Below are 17,647 nucleotides of genomic sequence, written 5' to 3' on the forward strand. Positions count from 1 at the left end.
CCACAGGACATATCGAGCGGCGAGTCGTCTTTGACGGTCCGCCGCTTTTGTCGTGATATGTCGCGCCTCGACGAAAGCCTCGACTTATTTGGAGGGTCTTACGTGCCGCACTGGCTGCAACTGATGCTGGAGTCGCTGCCTTCGCTGTTGTGGGCGGCGCTGATCTTCACCGTGCCGCTGACGCTGTTGTCCTTCGTCCTTGGGCTGACCGTTGGGTTGGGTGCGGCGCTTGCCCGGCTGTTTGGTCCGAAACCGCTGGTCGCGCTGGTGCGCTTCTATGTCTGGATCTTCCGCGGCACGCCGCTGCTGGTGCAGCTGTTCCTTATCTTCTACGGCCTGCCGTCGGTCGGTATCCTGCTCGACGCCTTCACGGCGGCGTTGATCGGCTTCACGCTCAACATCGGCGCCTACACGTCGGAAATCATCCGCGCGGCCATAGGGTCGGTGCCGAAGGGCCAGTGGGAAGCGGCCTATTCGATCGGCATGACCTGGAGCCAGGCGATGCGGCGCACCATCCTGCCGCAAGCCGGCCGGGTCGCGGTGCCGCCGCTTTCCAACACCTTTATCTCATTGGTCAAGGATACGTCGCTGGCCGCCGCCATCACCGTGCCGGAGATGTTCCAGGCGGCGCAGCGCATCGTCGCCACCACCTATGAGCCGCTGATCCTCTATGTCGAGGCGGCGATCCTCTATCTGGCGCTGAGTTCGGTGCTGTCGGCCTTGCAGACGCGGCTGGAGACCCGGCTCAACCGCTATGGCGGCTTCCTGGAGGCACGCTCATGATCGGCCTCAGCAACATCGAAAAGCGCTTTGGCGACAATCTCGTGTTGAAGGGCGTGACGGTCACCATTGCCGAAGGCAGCGTCACGGCGCTGGTCGGCCCGTCGGGCGGGGGAAAGAGCACCCTGCTGCGCTGTATCAACCTCCTGGAGATCCCGACCTCGGGCACGGTGCGCATCGGCGACGAGACGCTCGAATTCCATCCTGGTGGCAGGGTTCCGGCCAGGGATATCCAGCGCCTGCGGCTGCAGACCGGCATGGTGTTCCAGAACTTCCAGCTGTTTCCGCATCGCACCGCGATCGAGAACGTCATGGAAGGGCTGGTGACGGTGCTGAAATGGGCGCCTGAGAGGGCACGCGAGCGGGCGCTGGCTCTGCTGGAGAAGGTGGGGATGGCGCACAAGGCCGACGCCTGGCCGGCGACGCTGTCGGGCGGCCAGCAGCAGCGCGTGGCGATCGCCCGCGCCTTGGCGCCGTCGCCGAAAGTGCTGCTCTGCGACGAGCCGACCTCGGCACTCGACCCGGAACTGGCGCAAGAGGTGGTCGACGTGCTTGGCAAGCTCGCCAGTGAAGGCACGACCATGGTGATGGCGACGCATGATCTGCGCCTCGCCTCCAAGATCGCCAAGGAAGTGGTGTTCCTCGATGCCGGCGTCGTCGTCGAGAAGGGACCGGCCGCGGTGCTGTTCAACAATCCGGAGCAGCAACGGACGAAGCGGTTCATTGCGACGCTGAAGCAGGAGGCTGAGAAGGAAGGCGGCGGCGGGTAGGCGCGGCCTAGGGTCTGTAGAATTCGGGCGATGGCCCCGAAGGCGCGCCGGTTCCGGTATATCTTGCCGGATGCGCGAGCAGGCCGTCAGCCATCCTTCGGCATATCGGGCCTTGCCGCCAGCAGCCGCTGAAATTTCACCGTCAGATCTCCCTCGAAATCGCGGCTCTTCATTTGCAGGTTCAGATATGATGGCTGACGAGCGCCACGCCAAGTCCGATGAGGATCGAACCGCATGTCTTTGGGATCACCCATCCGGCGCCAGTGAACCGGCCAACGGCGAGCGAGGCGATGCCGACCGCCGCAAGGTCGGCCATCGAGAAGATGAGATTGACGATGATGCCGAGGATGAGGAACTGCAACCCGACGGCCATGCCGGCTGACGGATCCACGAACTGCGGCAGGAAGGTCAGGAAGAACAGTGCCGTCTTGGGATTGAGGATCTCGACGACCATGCTGTCGCGAAATGTGTTCGGGGCCGGCCTGGCACCATCCTCGCCCATCCGGTTCCAGCCCAGGAACATGGCAAGGCCCAGCGAAATGAGATATGCGGCGCCCGCCCATCGGATCACCAAGAAAGCGACCGGCGCGTGTTCCATCAGTGCGGCGAGCCCGACCGCCGCGGCCAGGATGTGCACGTAACAACCAAGATGGACACCCAGCGCCGCCATCAATCCCGCCTGACGGCCATGGGCCAGCGTCTGCGCTGTCATGTAGAGAATCGCCGGTCCTGGCATGCAGGCGAAGGCGAGTGTTGCGAGGGCGAACGGAATCCAGAGATCCAGCGATGGCATGACAGCTCCTCCCATGTGATCAAGCCGTGGGAGGAGTAGGCCGGGGGGCAGGCCGAAAACATACGGCGGATGCCGTATTTGGATGATGATCGGGTTTGGCTAATCTGCCGATGGTTAAGGGGCCGTTGCCGGGTTGCCCATTGTAGCGGCTGCGATATCAGCCGGTGGGCAATCCCAGACGAACCGCGTAGGCGGTCAGTTCGGCGGTGTTGTGGAGACTGAGCTTGCCCATCAGATTTTCGCGATGTTTGCGAGCGGTCGGCAGGCTGATGCCCAGTCGTTCGGCGATGTCGCGCGTGATCATGCCTTGCGCCACCAGTTGAAGGATCTGCCGTTCGCGCCGCGTCAGCGGTACCGGGGACAGGATTTCCTGCGCGGCTATCGGCTCGCTGTCCCTGCCTATATCGCTGACCGCGAAGCGAACGGTTTTCGCCAGATAGGTGCCTCCGTTCTTGACCGCTTCGATGGCAGCGCCGAGTTCCTCGGGATCGCCATCCTTGGTCAGGTAGGCGTTGGCGCCGGCGCTGAGCGCGGCGCGTACTGTCCTCGGCTCGACATTGGCCGTCAGCACCACGATCCGCAGGCGTGGCGCCAAGGTCCTGATGGTGGCGATAAACTGCATCCCGGCCACACCTGGCATGCCGAGGTCGAGGATCAAAAGGTCGGCGCGCGTGCTTCGCAGCTGGCCAAGCAGCGCCTCGCCATCCGCAGCCTCGGCGACGACCGAGACATTGTCCATAGCCGAGATAAGCAACTTCAGCCCCTCGCGCACGATGGCATGGTCGTCGGCGAGTATGGCGGTGAGCGAGCGGTTCATCGGGGCACCATCCAGGGCTGCAGCGGCGTATATGGATCGATCGCCAACTTATGCGAAACAGGTTGCCGGTAGATCAACGGTACCGGGGAAGACCGGCCGGAGAATTACTTGGGACAATTGGAGGGATTCGATGCAGGAAGACAAGATACGCCAGGCCCTGGTCGAACTCCTGTATCGCAATTCCTACGGCGTGGTCATCTCCAACATCGTGATCTCGATGGCGGCGGTCTATGTTCTGAGAACGGCCGTTTCCGCCAATTGGCTGATCGGCTGGCTGGCGGCGCTGTATCTGCTGACGGCTATCCGGGTGCTGGCGTCGCGCCGTTTTTTCAGCCGCTCAAGGGATCGCGGCTCGATCTTGCGCTGGGCATGGCTGGCCACGGCGTTTTCCTGTATGTCGGGCCTTCTGTGGGGGGTGCTTGGCTGGGTCGGCTTTATGCCCGAGGCGCCGATCGTGCTGTCCTTCACGGTCATCGTCCTGACTGGTCTCGTCTGCGGTACGGTGCCGTCGCTGTCGGCCTTTCCGCCGGCGCTGGTCGGTTCCATCCTGGCCACGGTGGTGCCGGTCGCCTTGCGCTGCTTGACCACCCAAAGCGATATTTCCGGCGCCTTCCTGTTCCTGCTCGCATCGCTGGTGGCGATCAATTTCTACTACTGCCGTATCACCTACCGCATGCTGCGCGAAACCGTCAGCCTGCGACTGGAGAACGAAACGCTGGTCGAGCACCTGCAAGAGGAACGCGACAGGGCGCAGACCGCCGACCGTGCCAAGACGCGTTTTCTGGCGGCGGCGAGTCACGATCTGCGCCAACCGATCCATGCCCTGAGCCTGCTGGTCTCGACGCTTGCCATATTGGGGCAGCGCGGCGACGTACCCTCCGGCGAGGCGCGCGATCTGGCCAGCCGGGCGAAATCGGTTGTCAGCAACTTCAGTGGGCTGCTCAACGCTTTGCTCGATATCTCGCGGCTCGATGCGGGCATCGTCACGGTCGCGAGCGAGGCGGTGCCGCTGCGCGACCTCTTTGGTGATCTTCGCAATGAATTCGCCGCCGAGGCAAAACAACGCGGACTTACGTGGCGCGTGGTAGACAGCAGTCTCTACGTCGACAGCGACCCGATGATGTTGAAGCGCATCCTCAACAACCTGATCTCGAATGCCCTTCGCTACACCAAGCAAGGTGGTGTCCTGCTGGGCTGTCGCCGGCGCGGCGCATGTGTGGAGATACAGGTCCTCGACAGCGGCCCCGGCATCCCCGCCGATCAGCAGGGGATGGTCTTCGAGGAGTTCGTGCAGTTGCAGAACCCGGCGCGGGACCGCACGCAAGGCCTGGGACTCGGGCTCGCCATCGTTCGCCGCACCGCCGAGCTGTTGGGGCACCCCCTGAAATTGGCTTCGACGTCCGGGCGCGGTTCCCTGTTTTCCATCACCGTCGCGAAGGCCGGCGCGGTGCAAGCTCGCTTGGAGGTCGACACGACATCGCCGGCCAGCAGTGCCGCCGGCATCATGGTGGTCGAGGACGAGGGCGACGTTCTCGATGCCATGGTGCGCTTGCTCAGCCTGGAGGGACATCGTGTCTATCCCGGCCGCTCCGCCGCAGAGGCGCAGGAGGCCCATACGGCGGCGCTGGCTGCCGGCGATGCGCCGGTCGACCTGATCATCGCAGACTACCGTCTCGAGAATGACACCACCGGCACCGACGCGATCCGTGCGCTTCACGCCCATATCGGCCGGCTTGTCCCGACCATCATCATTACTGGCGATACGTCGCCGGCGCGCCTCAAGGAGATCAGCGCCAGCGGCAGCCGCATCCTGCACAAGCCGATCGCCGACGAGGAATTGCGCGAGACCATTACCGCGGTCTGCTTTGGCGGCAAGGCGATAAGTGGCGACACACGTTAAAACGAAACGCGCGCTCGACGGCTCGGCGCGCCGGCAAGCCGCGATGCAGCACGCTGGTGCGCAGGGCCTACCAACATCGAAGCTGCCGCCCGAAAGCAAAAGAGGCCCCGGTCAAACCGGAGCCTCCAATCGTTTCACGCAGGATTTCTCGAAAGGTGAGAAAGATCAGGCAGCTTCTTCCTGCTCGGCCTCTTCATTGTCGGCCTTGGCGCCACGCTTAGGGCCCTTGTTGAGGTTGACCTCGATTAGGCGCACGGCTTCGGTTTCCGACATGCGGTTGACGGCCGCGATCTCGCGGGCCATGCGGTCGAGCGCCGCCTCGTAGAGCTGACGCTCGGAATAGGACTGCTCCGGCTGGTTGTCGGCGCGGTAGAGGTCACGCACGACTTCCGAGATCGAGATCAGGTCGCCCGAATTGATCTTCGCATCATATTCCTGGGCGCGGCGCGACCACATGGTGCGCTTGACGCGGGCGCGGCCCTGCACGACCTTCAGCGCGCGCTCGACATAATCCTCTTCCGACAGCTTGCGCATGCCGATGGAGGTCGCCTTGGCGACCGGCACCTTCAGGCGCATCTTGTCCTTCGAGAAGTCGATGACGAACAGTTCCAGCTTGTGTCCAGCAACTTCCTGCTCGTCGATCGAGACGATCTGGCCGACGCCATGCGCCGGGTAGACGATGTACTCGCCGGTCTTGAAACCGTGACGCGCAGCGGTGGACTTCTTCTGCGGGGTGATCGTTGCCATTGCGCACTGAACTCCTTGTTGTGGTACCGGCGTCCTGCCGGCCCGAACTCGCGCGATCGGAGAAACCGACCGTTAGCCGCACAACAGATGAACCCATCGGAAAAGCCGGACCGGCAAACCGCAACATCGCGACCGCCTGGCCCAGATCGCTCTGGTCCGAATGGGATTTTCACCTTTCAGTGATTTGGGGCGTCTGCGCCATAAATCGACGTTGTGTCACCGGCATGTTTCGCTGATGTAACACAAAAAGTCGGAAGAATCAAGGTTTTGCTGCATACGCGAAGGCCACAACCCGGCGCCGGCTGTCAAGCCGGTTAATGTGACGTGCCTCTTACCCTGCGTAATACCGGCCTTTCCGGCCGTATTGTCAATCGCCTTCGCCGGGCTCGGCGGAGAAGTATTTCTCGAACTTGCCGGCCTCGCCGTCGAAGGATTTCGCGTCTGCCGGCGGTTCCTTCTTGGCGGTGATGTTGGGCCATTTCTCGGCATATTCGGTATTGACCTGCAGCCATTTGTCGAGGCCGGGCTCGGTGTCGGGCTTGATCGCGTCGGCCGGGCATTCCGGCTCGCAAACACCGCAGTCGATGCACTCGTCGGGATGGATGACGAGCATGTTCTCGCCTTCGTAGAAACAATCGACCGGACAGACCTCGATGCAGTCCATGTATTTGCATTTGATGCAATTGTCGGTCACGACATAGGTCATCGGTCGGCTCCGGGACGTCCCATTTTGTTGGGCTTTTTCCGTCAGGTAACGCCTTTGGCCGCTGCTTGCAAGGGCAGCCATTCCTGTCGGCATCAGCGTTTCGAAATGGAATTCCAGGCAGCCGGCGCCCCAGAGGCCGGCGACCTCATGCAGGGCTTCCTGTTTGCCGGGTTCAGTTTTGCTTCAAACACGTCGTTATCTTGGCAAGCGCCGCCTGTTTTTGGACGCCAGGCATCAATCTTCGCCGAGCAATCGGTCGGTCTGGCGACGTTCCTTCTTGGTCGGGCGGCCGCTGCCGGCCTCGCGCAGCCCCGGAATTGCATCGGGAGGGGCTTCGCCCTTCGGTGCGGGCGGTGGCGACATATCCTCGTAGAGCGTACGGGCTTCCTCGGCCGGGCCGCGTCGCGCACCCGCGCCGAGGACCTTCCAGATGAAGATGCGCCGCTCGAGCGTGATGGTCAGGACGTCGCCTGGCTTGACCTGATCGGAAGCCTGCGCTGCTTTGTCGCGATTGATGCGGACCCGGCCGGCGACGACCAGTTTCGCCGCCAGCGAGCGCGATTTCACGACGCGGGAGAAGAACAGCCATTTGTCGATGCGCTGGCGGCCTTCGGCAACCATCGAAGCGAGCCGGGTTCTACTTCTTCAATTGGTCGCGCAGAGCGGCGAGCTTGGCGAAGGGCGAATCCGGATCGAAACGCACCGGGCGCTCCTCGCGCGGCTTTGGCTGGAAGGCGGGCTTGCCGCCTTGCGGACCACCCTTGCCATCCGGCCTGCCACCCTTCCAGTCGGGACGGCCTTCGCGGCGGTCGGGACGCTCGCCCTGCGGCCTGTCACGTCGCTGTTCGCCTTCGGCCTGCGGCTTGGGTTTGAACTTCGAGCGGTCGAAGCGCGGCTTGCCGGCTCCATCGCGCCGTCCTTCATGGGCCGGACGCTCTCCGGGTGCAGCGGCGTTCGGTGCGCCGGCGTCCGCAGGCGCATCGCTTCGGCCGCGCGCTTGTCCGTTGCGTGGGCGATTGTTCCTGCGGTTGTCGTCGCGGTTGCGCGGGCGCTGTTCGAAACGACCCTGACGCCACAACAGGATGGGTTTTGGCGCTTCGGCTTCCGGGGCGGGTTCCCCGGTGGCTGCTTCAGTCACCGTCACGGGTTCGTCCGGCGCGGCGTCCGTTGCCGGCGCGGCATTTGACACCAGCTCGGCCGGTGCAACTTCTTCTGCCGCTGCGGCTTCAGTCTCGGCAGCTTCAGCCTCTGCCTGCGGTTCAACCGGTGCCGGTTCAGCAGCAGCCTCGGCAACAGGCGCTTCGTCTTGCACGGTTTCGACCGGAGCGTCCGCCTGTTCTCCCACGGCAGGCGCAGCAGGTTCCGCCGCGGCGTCGGAGGTCATTTCGGTCGCCGTTTCCGAAACGGCCACTGCGTCCGATGCCGGCTCCGACCCTTCGACTGCTGCCTCTGCTGCGGCGTCCGCCGCCTTGGTCTGCTCGGCTCGTGCAGCCTCTTCCGCCGCAAGCTTCGCCATCGCTGCTTCGCGCGCGGCATTGTCCTGTGCTTCGAGCCGCGCCTTGACCTCGACGGCCGGCTTCGGCTCGGCACGGTAGCCGAGACCTTTGAGGATCTCTTCCATGTCGTCCGCGGTGGCGCCGAGGATCGACATCATCGGCGGCGTCACCATGAAGGACTGGCCGTCATAGGCGCCGTCCGGGCGCTGGCCGAGGCCGGGCTTCCAGTTGGTCGCCGGGCGGATCAGATCCGCCAGCCGTTCCAGGATGTCGATGCGCACGGCGCGACGGCCGAGATTGCGGTAGCCGGCAAGCTTGTAGAAGGTCTTGTCGAAGGCGGGGTCGATGACCACCGAGGTGCGACCCGAGGCGAGCGCATGGACCACGTCGCCAAAACCTGGCTTGTCCTTGCCGTCGTTCTTCAGCGCCCACAGCAGCGTCACCAGCCCGGCAGGCGCCGGCTTGATCAGCGCCGGCACGAAGACATGGTAGGCGCCGAAGCGCACGCCAAGCCGGCGAAGGGCTGCGCGGCCTTCCTGGTCGAGCGACTTCATCTCCTCGGCGATGTCGCGGCGGTTGATGAGGCCGAAATTCTCGACCAGCTGGAAGGCGATGCCACGGCCGATGCCGGAAATCTGGTCGGCGTTTTTCAAGTCGACCAGCGGCTTCAGCAGCGACTCGATCTGGAAATTGACGAAACGCTCGGCACGCGCGGCGACCTTGTCGCGCGCCGGGCCGGTCAGCTGTTCGTCGGCCAGCAGCACCAGCCGCGGCTTCAGCGCGTCTTCGCCTGATACAAGCGTGCCGATCGGCGCACCGATCCAGCGCAGCGTGCCATCCGACCCGAGCGCGATATCGCCATTGGCCGAGGCGCCGAAGCGTTCGGCGCGCGCCTCGAACTCGGCGGCCAGCGCCTTCTGGGCAGCGGTGCGCACCGCCTTGGCGTCTTCGCCGCCGGCGGTCTGGTCGGCGGTGAAGCGGAACCCTTGCAGCTCGCCGACATGGTGGCCTTCGACAAGGACGGTTCCGGTAGGACTAATTTCGGCTTCAGGCATGGTATTTTCTCTAAGGCGCCGCATGAGGACGGAAGTCCTGCGGTCTACGAAGCGTTTCGTCAACCGCTCATGCAGCGCATCCGACAATCTGTCTTCGATTTCGCGCGTCTTTTCCTGCCAGTGTGCCTGATCGGCCAGCCAGCCGGGCCGGTTCGACACGAATGTCCAGGTGCGGATCTGGGCAATGCGATGCGAGAGCGTATCAATGTCGCCCTCTGTTGTGTCGGCGCGGCGAACCTGCTCGGCCATATAATTCTCGTCGACATGGCCGTGGCGTGCGAGGTCCGTGTAGATCGAGGCAATGAGGTCGGCATGCTGGGCCGGCGCGATCCTGCGGTAGTCGGGCAGCGCGCAGGCTTCCCACAACAGCGCCACGCGCTTGGCATTGGTGGTGAGTGCGCGGATGTCCTCGTCGCGCGACAGATGCTCGAGCGCCTGTGCATCGACGGCAGGCAATGCCCGTGTCAGTCCCTCGACCGGGGCGTTGGTTTCGATCGAGCGCTTCAGCGCGTCGAGGCTGGCAAAGTCGAAATGTGCGGTGCGCCATTGCAGCACCTTCACCGGGTCGAAGTCGTGGCCTTCGATCTTCTTGATCAGATCCTCGTCCAGCGGGTCGACCTGGCCGGTGACACCGAACGTGCCGTCGCGCAGATGCCGGCCGGCGCGGCCGGCGATCTGGCCAAGCTCGGCCGCCGTCAGATTGCGGTACTGGAAGCCGTCGAACTTGCGATTCTGGGCGAAGGCGACGTGGTCGAGATCGAGGTTGAGACCCATGCCGATGGCATCGGTGGCGATGAGGTAGTCGACATCGCCGGACTGGAACAGCGCCACCTGGGCGTTGCGGGTGCGCGGCGAGAGCGCGCCGAGCACGACGGCGGCACCGCCCTGCTGGCGGCGGATCAACTCGGCGATGGCGTAGACCTCGTCGGCGGAAAAGGCGACGATCGCCGTGCGCCGCGGCAGGCGGGTCAGCTTCTTGGAGCCGGCATAGGCAAGATGCGACAGCCTCGGCCGCGTCACCACCGAGACACCCCTCAGCAGGCGCTGCAGGATACTTTGCATGGTGGCGGCGCCCAGCAGCAGCGTTTCCTGGCGGCCGCGCAGGTGCAGGATGCGATCGGTGAAGATGTGGCCGCGCTCGAGGTCGCCGGCGAGCTGCACCTCGTCGATGGCGACGAAGGCGGCGTCGGTCTCGCGCGGCATGGCCTCGACGGTGCAGACCGAATATTTGGCGCCCGGTGGCTGGATCTTTTCCTCGCCGGTAATCAGCGCAACCTTGTGGGCGCCGACCTTTTCGCAGACGCGGGCGTAGACCTCGCGCGCCAGAAGCCTGAGCGGCAGGCCGATGATTCCACTCTCATGCGCCACCATGCGCTCGATGGCGAGATGGGTCTTGCCGGTGTTGGTCGGCCCGAGCACGGCGGTCACGTCGCGGCCCGACAGGATCAGCGGCTCAGTGTGTTTGGGCTGGATGTTCATCAACCTAGAATAAGGCTTCCGGGACCTGGAGATAAGGCTTCTGGCCTCTGGTTGTCGGGAGCGTGCCTCAAATGGGCGCGTATGACAGGCGACACATAGGGATTTCGGGCGCGAAGCGAAAGCGGAATGTTCCGTCGGCAGCCAGAAGGTGGTTCCGTCAAGCTCTCAATCAGAATGCGGATTAACGGATAGAACGAGTCTGGAACGAATCGGCGACGAATCAGTGACTCCTGCAGGTTCAGCTTTTGTTCACGGCTATATGTGGATTTCGCGACCACGAGACGCACCACATGCTGAATCGCTGAACTGGCCCGTTTCGTGCTAAGAGGGCATTGCCATTAACCTTTGCCGATAAACGATCACAATGGCTTGGCGTGCCTCGACCAAGGTTATGAAATTGTTGATCTTTCTTAATCTGCGTTAAGCAATTGGCAGGGGATTCCGGCTGTCGTCGTTAACGTTCAGCTCAAAGCCGGAACGAATCGGCGACGAATCAGCGATGGCGGAATTTTCCCGTTTTGTTCACCTCAATATCTTGTGTTGTGAACAGCTTATCCACCGAGAATCACAGGCTTGGAAGCTGGTTTCGCACAGGCCGGCCGGGCCGCTGTTAACCTCTGCGTGCCGGATTGGGTCAGCAGCCGTGCTGTCACTTCGAAGGGACCATGGCGCAAACGAAAAACGGGCCGGCGCGCCGGCCCGTCGATCTCTGCGCCTACATCGCCGTCGTCAGGCGAAATACTGGCCGCCATTGGCCGTGATGGTCGAGCCGGTGATGAAGCCGGCATCTTCGGATGCGAGGAAGACGACGCAGCGCGCGATTTCTTCGGGCTCACCGAGGCGGCCGACAGGAATCTGCGGAATGATGCGCTCGTTGAGCACCTTCTCGTCGATCGCCTTGACCATCTCGGTGGCGATATAGCCGGGACAGATGACGTTGACAGTGATGCCGGCGCGCGCCCCCTCTTGGGCGAGAGCCTTGCTGAAACCGATATCGCCGGCCTTGGCGGCGGAATAGTTGACCTGGCCGGCCTGGCCCTTCTGGCCGTTGATCGAGGAGATGGTGATGATGCGGCCGAACTTGCGGTCGCGCATCCCGCTCCACAGCGGATGCGTCATGTTGAAGACGCCGGACAGGTTGGTGTCGATGACCTCTTTCCACTGCTCACGCGTGATCTTGTGGAACATGGCGTCGCGGGTGATGCCGGCATTGTTGACCAGCACCGAGACCGGGCCGAGATCGGCCTCGACCTGCTTGATGCCGGCGGCGCAGGCATCATAGTCGGCGACCGACCATTTGTAGACCGGAATGCCGGTCTCAGCCTTGAATTTCGCCGCTGCGGCATCATTGCCGGCATAGTTCGCCGCAACCGAATAGCCGACGGTCTTCAATGCGATCGAGATCGCCGCGCCGATGCCGCGCGATCCGCCTGTGACGATTGCTACCTTGGTCATGCATTTCCCCTTTTTTGATATCGCCCTGTTGTCGGGCTTGGCAGGCACTGGATACAGAACGGGCGGCTAAAGCGCGTCGCGCTGAAGTAGGTTCAGGCGATGCGCTTCAGCTGTTTGGTTTTATGCATGTCGGTGTTCCCAAAACCGCTGCGCAGTTTTGGGCGACATGCATGCACGCCGCCCGTTTAGTGACTTTCTTCAGAGTGCTTCGACACACATGGCGACGCCCATGCCGCCGCCGATGCACAGGGTAGCGAGACCCTTCTTGGCGCCGCGCCGGCGCATTTCGAAGACCAGCGTGTTGAAGACGCGAGCGCCGGACGCACCGATCGGATGGCCGATGGCGATGGCGCCGCCATTGACGTTGACGATCGAGGGATCCCAGCCCATGTCCTTGTTGACGGCGCAGGCCTGCGCCGCAAAGGCTTCGTTGGCCTCGACCAGGTCGAGATCGCCGACCGACCAGCCGGCCTTTTCCAAGGCCTTGCGCGAGGCGGGAATGGGTCCGGTGCCCATGATCTGCGGATCGACGCCGGCGGTTGCCCAGGACACGATGCGCGCCAGCGGGGTGATGCCGCGCCTCACCGCTTCCGCTTCGCTCATCAGCAGCGCGCCGGCGGCGCCGTCATTGATGCCGGAGGCGTTGGCGGCGGTTACCGTGCCGTCCTTGTCGAAAGCCGGTTTCAGCTTGGTCATGGCGTCGATCGTGGCGCCGTGGCGGATGTATTCGTCCTGGTCAACGATGGTGTCGCCCTTCTTGCCCTTGATGGTGACGGCGACGATCTCGTCCTTGAACTTGCCGGCCTTCTGCGCGGCCTCGGCCTTGTTTTGCGAGGCGAGCGCGAACTGGTCCTGGTCTTCGCGGGTGATCTGGAACTGACGCGCGACGTTTTCGGCTGTGTTGCCCATGTGGTAACCGTTGAAGGCGTCCCACAGCCCATCCTTGATCATGGTGTCGATCAGCTTGAAGTCGCCCATCTTGACGCCGGCGCGCAGGTGCTGGGCATGCGTCGAAAGCGACATCGATTCCTGGCCTCCGGCGACGATCACCTTGGCATCGCCGATGGCGATCTGCTGCATGCCGAGCGCGATGGCGCGCAGGCCCGAGCCGCAAACCTGATTGAGGCCCCAGGCGGTGGTTTCCTTGGGCAGGCCGGCATTGATCGATGCCTGGCGGGCCGGGTTCTGGCCTTGCGCGGCGGTCAGCACCTGGCCGAGGATGACCTCGTCGACCTCGCCTGGTTCGACGCCGGCACGCGACAGCAATTCCGTGATGACGACGGCGCCGAGCTCATGCGCCGGGGTGGCGGCGAAAGCGCCGTTGAAGGAGCCGACCGGCGTGCGCGCCGCACTGGCAATGACGATGGAAGCGGACATTTTCTTCTCCAGACTTCAAGGGTGTTGCTCTGTCGTTGGGGACTTTTCTTGCCCTTTCCCAACCCCAAGTCAAACCGGAAATGGGCATGGCGCCCATGCGCCGCAAGCAGGCCATGCCTTGCCATGGCGGCCATTCGTCCATTGCTGCGCAGCATATTTTGCCTGCCATGCAGCATTTAGTGATCCCGCACTGCACAAACTGCTTGGAATTGTGAGGCTTTTGCGCATATCCTCAAAAAAGGCACAATCGTTATCGGCGGCTTACTCAGAGGCGCGCCGGTGTCCCCGGGAGGATGTAGATGGCCGCTAAAGACGATCCGATCATCATCAAGAAATACGCCAATCGCCGCCTCTACAACACCGGCACCAGCACCTATGTGACGCTCGAGGACCTCGCCGAGATGGTCAAGAAGGGCGAGGAGTTCACCGTCCAGGACGCCAAGACCGGCGACGACATCACGCATCCGGTGTTGACCCAGATCATCTTCGAACTGGAGAACAAGGACGGGCAGAACATGCTGCCGATCCCGTTCCTGCGCCAGCTCATCGCTTATTACGGTGACCAGATGCAGATGATCGTCCCGAGCTTCCTCGAACAGTCGATGCTTGCCTTTTCCAAGGAGCAGGAGCGCTTTCGCGAGCAGATGAAGGGGGCGCTCGGCAAGTCGCCGCTCGACATGATGAAGATCACCACGCCGATCAAGGCGCTGGAGGAACAGACGCGCCGCAACATGGAAATGTTCCAGAATGCGATGCGGCTGTTCACGCCGTTCCCGCCTGCGGGCTCCACGCCAGCCGCTGCGACGTCGCCCGAGCCGGCCAGGAAGGAAACGCCTGACAAGCCCGACGATCTTCAGGAACTGAAGGACCAGATCGCGGCCATGCAGCGCAAGCTCGACACGATGTCCTGAGCGCCTGGCGTTCTTGCGACCTTACACCAGCACGCCCTCATAGCGGCCGCGCGGCCGGATGACACTTCCGCTTGTTATCTGTTCGACCGTGTGCGCGGCCCAGCCGACGCTGCGTGCGAGCGCGAACAGGCGGAACGGTGCATCGCGCGGCAAGCCTAGGCTGCGCGTCAGCGCGGCCAGCCCAAAGTCGATGTTGGGAAGCGCGCCGGTCGCCGCAAAGGCAGCGTCGCGCAGCGACGATAGTGTGCCGTCAACCTCGATCACCGACAGCAGCGCCGCCCCGCGGGGGTCGCCGTCAGGATAGAGCTGATGACCGAACCCCGGCAGCGGCCGGTCATGGCTGAGCCAGCGCCGGATCGTCGCATCGGCGCCATGCCGCGCCGCATCCTCCGCCAGTTGCATCACCGCCTCGCCGGCGCCGCCATGGCGCGGGCCTGACAGCGTCGCGAGCCCTGCCAGCAGGCAAGCGGCCAGCGGCGCGCCGGTCGAGGCTGCGACGCGCGCGGCGAAGGTCGACGCATTCAGTTCATGATCGGCAAGCAGGACAAGCGCACGGCGGATCGCATCGGCGCGGCCGGCATCCACCGACCAGTCCTGCGCAAGCCGCTGATGGACGGGATTTGACCCCGCCGGTGCGCCCAGCGCGGCGGCCAGCACGCCGACCGCGTGCGCGGCATCGGCATGCAGCGAGGCGGCGCTGCGCCCGAGCGACGGGCGCCCCTGGCCAGCAAGCACGGCAAGTTGCGCAAAGGCCGAGGCTCGGCCAGCTTGATGGGGTGCGTCCGGCGACGCTGCTTCGAAAGCCACCGGTTTCGGCAGAGCCCACAGAACGGCGGCGGCTTCTTCCAGTGTGGCGTGCCCGGAGAGCACTGCGGCGTCCTGCCCGCGATAGATAAGCCGACCGCGCGAGACGGTCGAAATCGCCGTTACGATCGAGGGCTCGCCCCAGGCGATGGCGCTTTCGGCGATGACTGACGGGCTGCGGCCGCGCGCCCGGCGGGTCGCCAGTGCGGCGATATCGTCGGCGCGGTACTGGCTGCGGCGCGGATCGGCGCGGTCGGGCCGCATGCCGATGCGCCCACGGCTGACATAGGCGTACAGCGTCTGCGCCCGCACCTTGAGTCTCTCCAGCGCCTCTTCCCGGGACAACCACTCGGACATATCGAGCCCTGATATTGATTCTATTGATCAAGATTGATGGAAACGTTGCCCATCTCTATCTCCGATCCGGAAATGCTTCAAGGAGACAGGCTATGGCGAATGGGCTCGATGATGTGGTGGCGGCGGAAACCGTGCTTTCCGATGTGGATGGTCTTGGCGGCCGTCTGACGATCCGAGGTCATTCGCTGCCGGAGTTGGCCGGCCGCTGGAACTATGCGCAGGTGATGCGGCTGCTGCTCGACGGCTTCTTCAACGACCTTCCCGATGATGCGCAACTGACGCGGACGCTGGGACAGGCGCGTGCGGACGTGTTCGAACGGCTCTTGCCCTCGCTGCCTTCGCTGGCGCCGCTCGATGTCTACAGCGCCATGCGCGCCGGCATGGCGCAGCTGCCGGATGGCGAGACCTTGACCGACGCCTTGCTGCTGATCGCGGCGCCCGCCGTGCTGACGCCGGCGCTGCTGCGCCTGCGGCGCGGCGAGGCGCCGATCGCGCCGGACAGCCGCACCGATCATGCCGCCGACATGCTGAGGATGCTGGGCGGCCGCGTCGCCTCGCCGGCGCTCACAAAAGCGCTCGACACCTATCTGGTGACCGTCTGCGACCACGGCCTCAACGCATCGACCTTTGCGACGCGCGTGGTCGCCTCCACGCAGGCCGGCCTGACATCCTCTGTGCTGGCCGGGCTTGGCGCGCTCAAAGGGCCGCTGCATGGTGGCGCGCCTGGCCCCGTCATCGAGATGCTGGATGCGATCCAGGCGCATGGCGATGCCGCCGGCTGGCTGCGCAACGAGATCGCGCAGGGCAGGCGCATCATGGGGTTCGGCCATCGCATCTACCGTGTGCGCGATCCGCGCGCCGATGTGCTGAAGGCCGTCGTGCGGCAACTCGGCGGCGAGGGCGAAACCGGTCGCCGGCTGGCCTTTGCGGAGACCGTCGAGCAAACGGCGCTCGAGGTGCTTAGGATCGCCAAGCCGCAGCGTTCGCTGCAGACCAATGTCGAGTTCTACACCGCGCTGGTGCTGCAAGCGGCGGGCTTTCCGCCGCAAGCTTTCAGCAATGTCTTTGCCGCCGGGCGCGTGGCCGGCTGGATCGCGCATGCGCGTGAACAGCAGACGACTGGACGGCTGATCCGACCGCAGTCGCGCTATATCGGGCCGGTGCCGGACCTGGTCGCCTGAGGTTCTTTCGGCGCCTGGCGAGCGACACCGATCCGATCAGGATCCTCCTGGTGAGCGGCCGTGTGGCCGCTCATGACGAAAATTTCATCTCGTCGAAAAATTCTGGCCGCTGTTATTGCGTCGCATTGAGCATATATGCTGCACTGCAACATAAGATCGCTCTTGCCGCAACCAGAGGATTTCGACCTTGGCCGCCAGAAAAACCGCAGTCATCACCGGCTCCACATCGGGCATTGGCCTGGCCATCGCCCAGGCGCTGGCGGCCGAAGGCCATAACGTCGTCGTCAACTCCTTCTCCGACACGGCTGCCGACCACGCCATCGCTGACGCGATCGCCAGACAGCACAAGGTGAAGACGGCCTATATCAAGGCCGACATGTCGAAGCCGGCCGAATGCCGGGCGCTGATCGCCAAGGCGGCCGAGACATTCGGTTCGGTCGATATTCTCGTCAACAATGCAGGCATCCAGCATGTCGCGCCGGTGGAAGAGTTCCCGATCGAGAAATGGGACGCCATCATTGCCATCAACCTGTCGTCGGCGTTCCACACCATCGCGGCCGCCATCCCGCTGATGAAAAAGGCCGGCGGCGGCCGGATCGTCAACATCGCCTCGGCGCATGGCCTGGTCGCGTCGCCGTTCAAATCGGCCTATGTCTCGGCCAAGCACGGCATCATGGGATTGACCAAAACCGTTGCGCTCGAACTGGCGCGCGAAAAAATCACCTGCAACGCCATCTGCCCCGGCTATGTGCTGACGCCGCTGGTCGAGGCGCAGATTCCCGACCAGATGAAAGCCCATCAGATGGACCGCAAGACCGTCATCCGTGAGGTCATGCTGGACAAGCAGCCGACCAAGGAATTCGTTACGGTGGAGCAGATCGCGGCAGCGGCGGTGTTCCTGTGCTCGGACACGGCAGCGCAGGTCAACGGCACGCATCTCTCGGTCGACGGCGGCTGGACCGCCGCGTGAGGCGCAAAACTCTCTTATCCACCCAAAGGGACAGATCAAGGACGACGCC

Annotated in this window: 16 protein-coding genes; 7 read left to right on the plus strand and 9 right to left on the minus strand. The window is 63.9% G+C overall.

Features of this window, described 5'->3' with window-relative positions; genetic code table 11:
• The first annotated feature begins 102 nt into the window (after nt 1-102).
• Both EN949_RS13160 and EN949_RS13165 read left to right on the plus strand, forming a co-directional pair.
• Nucleotides 103-783, plus strand: a complete 681-nt coding sequence (locus tag EN949_RS13160) for an amino acid ABC transporter permease (protein WP_013529174.1) — start codon at nt 103-105, stop codon at nt 781-783.
• Nucleotides 780-1,550, plus strand: coding sequence for an amino acid ABC transporter ATP-binding protein (locus EN949_RS13165; protein ID WP_013529175.1), 771 nt, complete (start codon nt 780-782; stop codon nt 1,548-1,550). Before EN949_RS13160 ends, EN949_RS13165 begins: the two co-directional genes overlap by 4 nt.
• 181 nt (nt 1,551-1,731) lie before the next feature.
• Here EN949_RS13165 and EN949_RS13170 read toward each other — a convergent pair whose 3' ends face one another.
• Together EN949_RS13170 and EN949_RS13175 are read right to left on the minus strand one after the other, a co-directional pair.
• Nucleotides 1,732-2,343: a LysE family translocator gene (locus EN949_RS13170; RefSeq protein ID WP_024502939.1), complete on the minus strand. Its 612-nt coding sequence runs from the start codon at nt 2,341-2,343 to the stop codon at nt 1,732-1,734.
• 157 nt (nt 2,344-2,500) lie between these two features.
• Nucleotides 2,501-3,160, minus strand: coding sequence for a response regulator transcription factor (locus EN949_RS13175; RefSeq protein ID WP_024502940.1), 660 nt, complete (start codon nt 3,158-3,160; stop codon nt 2,501-2,503).
• A gap of 130 nt (nt 3,161-3,290) precedes the next feature.
• Here EN949_RS13175 and EN949_RS13180 point away from each other — a divergent pair, with 130 nt between their 5' ends.
• Entirely contained in the window at nt 3,291-5,060 is a 1,770-nt protein-coding gene (locus EN949_RS13180) for an ATP-binding protein (RefSeq protein WP_063169188.1), read from the plus strand.
• A 165-nt stretch (nt 5,061-5,225) separates the two neighbouring features.
• Here the strand turns inward: EN949_RS13180 and EN949_RS13185 are convergent, their stop codons facing one another.
• From EN949_RS13185 to EN949_RS13210, 6 genes are all read right to left on the minus strand, one after another.
• A complete protein-coding gene (locus EN949_RS13185; protein WP_013529179.1) occupies nt 5,226-5,807 on the minus strand; it encodes a CarD family transcriptional regulator in 582 nt (193 codons plus the stop codon).
• A gap of 367 nt (nt 5,808-6,174) precedes the next feature.
• A complete protein-coding gene (gene fdxA / locus EN949_RS13190) occupies nt 6,175-6,513 on the minus strand; it encodes a ferredoxin FdxA (protein ID WP_013529180.1) in 339 nt (112 codons plus the stop codon).
• Nucleotides 6,514-6,747: 234 nt separating this feature from the next.
• The gene (locus EN949_RS13195; protein WP_013529181.1) at nt 6,748-7,134 is read right to left on the minus strand and encodes an RNA-binding S4 domain-containing protein; all 387 of its coding nucleotides are present in this window, start codon (nt 7,132-7,134) and stop codon (nt 6,748-6,750) included.
• Between the two features lie 16 nt (nt 7,135-7,150).
• Nucleotides 7,151-10,543, minus strand: a complete 3,393-nt coding sequence (locus tag EN949_RS13200) for a helicase-related protein (RefSeq protein WP_063169187.1) — start codon at nt 10,541-10,543, stop codon at nt 7,151-7,153.
• Between the two features lie 729 nt (nt 10,544-11,272).
• Nucleotides 11,273-11,998: an acetoacetyl-CoA reductase gene (phbB, locus tag EN949_RS13205; protein ID WP_013529183.1), complete on the minus strand. Its 726-nt coding sequence runs from the start codon at nt 11,996-11,998 to the stop codon at nt 11,273-11,275.
• 198 nt (nt 11,999-12,196) lie between these two features.
• Nucleotides 12,197-13,375, minus strand: a complete 1,179-nt coding sequence (locus EN949_RS13210; protein ID WP_024502944.1) for an acetyl-CoA C-acetyltransferase — start codon at nt 13,373-13,375, stop codon at nt 12,197-12,199.
• Nucleotides 13,376-13,461: 86 nt separating this feature from the next.
• Between EN949_RS13210 and EN949_RS37100 the strand changes: the two genes are divergently transcribed.
• Together EN949_RS37100 and phaR are read left to right on the plus strand one after the other, a co-directional pair.
• Nucleotides 13,462-13,590, plus strand: coding sequence for a hypothetical protein (locus EN949_RS37100; RefSeq protein ID WP_255337222.1), 129 nt, complete (start codon nt 13,462-13,464; stop codon nt 13,588-13,590).
• 84 nt (nt 13,591-13,674) lie between these two features.
• Nucleotides 13,675-14,286: a polyhydroxyalkanoate synthesis repressor PhaR gene (gene phaR / locus EN949_RS13215; RefSeq protein WP_013529185.1), complete on the plus strand. Its 612-nt coding sequence runs from the start codon at nt 13,675-13,677 to the stop codon at nt 14,284-14,286.
• Between the two features lie 21 nt (nt 14,287-14,307).
• Here the strand turns inward: phaR and EN949_RS13220 are convergent, their stop codons facing one another.
• Nucleotides 14,308-15,447, minus strand: a complete 1,140-nt coding sequence (locus tag EN949_RS13220) for a citrate synthase (RefSeq protein WP_127366298.1) — start codon at nt 15,445-15,447, stop codon at nt 14,308-14,310.
• Nucleotides 15,448-15,539: 92 nt separating this feature from the next.
• On the opposite strand from EN949_RS13220, the gene EN949_RS13225 reads away from it, so the two are divergent.
• Both EN949_RS13225 and EN949_RS13230 read left to right on the plus strand, forming a co-directional pair.
• A complete protein-coding gene (locus tag EN949_RS13225) occupies nt 15,540-16,628 on the plus strand; it encodes a citrate synthase/methylcitrate synthase (RefSeq protein WP_127366297.1) in 1,089 nt (362 codons plus the stop codon).
• A gap of 178 nt (nt 16,629-16,806) precedes the next feature.
• A complete protein-coding gene (locus tag EN949_RS13230) occupies nt 16,807-17,598 on the plus strand; it encodes a 3-hydroxybutyrate dehydrogenase (protein ID WP_164754827.1) in 792 nt (263 codons plus the stop codon).
• Nucleotides 17,599-17,647: the final 49 nt, after the last annotated feature.

This window comes from Mesorhizobium sp. M7A.F.Ca.US.007.01.2.1, from assembly GCF_003998165.1.
Classification (GTDB): Bacteria; Pseudomonadota; Alphaproteobacteria; order Rhizobiales; family Rhizobiaceae; genus Mesorhizobium; species Mesorhizobium ciceri.

Excerpts from the sequence above, each read along its gene's own strand:
- EN949_RS13165 (WP_013529175.1), top strand. The coding sequence starts at position 780 with ATGATCGGCCTCAGCAACATCGAAAAGCGCTTTGGCGACAATCTCGTG.
- EN949_RS13170 (WP_024502939.1), bottom strand. The coding sequence starts at position 2,343 with ATGCCATCGCTGGATCTCTGGATTCCGTTCGCCCTCGCAACACTCGCC.
- EN949_RS13175 (WP_024502940.1), bottom strand. The coding sequence starts at position 3,160 with ATGAACCGCTCGCTCACCGCCATACTCGCCGACGACCATGCCATCGTG.
- EN949_RS13180 (WP_063169188.1), top strand. The coding sequence starts at position 3,291 with ATGCAGGAAGACAAGATACGCCAGGCCCTGGTCGAACTCCTGTATCGC.
- EN949_RS13185 (WP_013529179.1), bottom strand. The coding sequence starts at position 5,807 with ATGGCAACGATCACCCCGCAGAAGAAGTCCACCGCTGCGCGTCACGGT.
- fdxA (WP_013529180.1), bottom strand. The coding sequence starts at position 6,513 with ATGACCTATGTCGTGACCGACAATTGCATCAAATGCAAATACATGGAC.
- EN949_RS13195 (WP_013529181.1), bottom strand. The coding sequence starts at position 7,134 with ATGGTTGCCGAAGGCCGCCAGCGCATCGACAAATGGCTGTTCTTCTCC.
- EN949_RS13200 (WP_063169187.1), bottom strand. The coding sequence starts at position 10,543 with ATGAACATCCAGCCCAAACACACTGAGCCGCTGATCCTGTCGGGCCGC.
- phbB (WP_013529183.1), bottom strand. The coding sequence starts at position 11,998 with ATGACCAAGGTAGCAATCGTCACAGGCGGATCGCGCGGCATCGGCGCG.
- EN949_RS13210 (WP_024502944.1), bottom strand. The coding sequence starts at position 13,375 with ATGTCCGCTTCCATCGTCATTGCCAGTGCGGCGCGCACGCCGGTCGGC.
- EN949_RS37100 (WP_255337222.1), top strand. The coding sequence starts at position 13,462 with ATGGCGCCCATGCGCCGCAAGCAGGCCATGCCTTGCCATGGCGGCCAT.
- phaR (WP_013529185.1), top strand. The coding sequence starts at position 13,675 with ATGGCCGCTAAAGACGATCCGATCATCATCAAGAAATACGCCAATCGC.
- EN949_RS13220 (WP_127366298.1), bottom strand. The coding sequence starts at position 15,447 with ATGTCCGAGTGGTTGTCCCGGGAAGAGGCGCTGGAGAGACTCAAGGTG.
- EN949_RS13225 (WP_127366297.1), top strand. The coding sequence starts at position 15,540 with ATGGCGAATGGGCTCGATGATGTGGTGGCGGCGGAAACCGTGCTTTCC.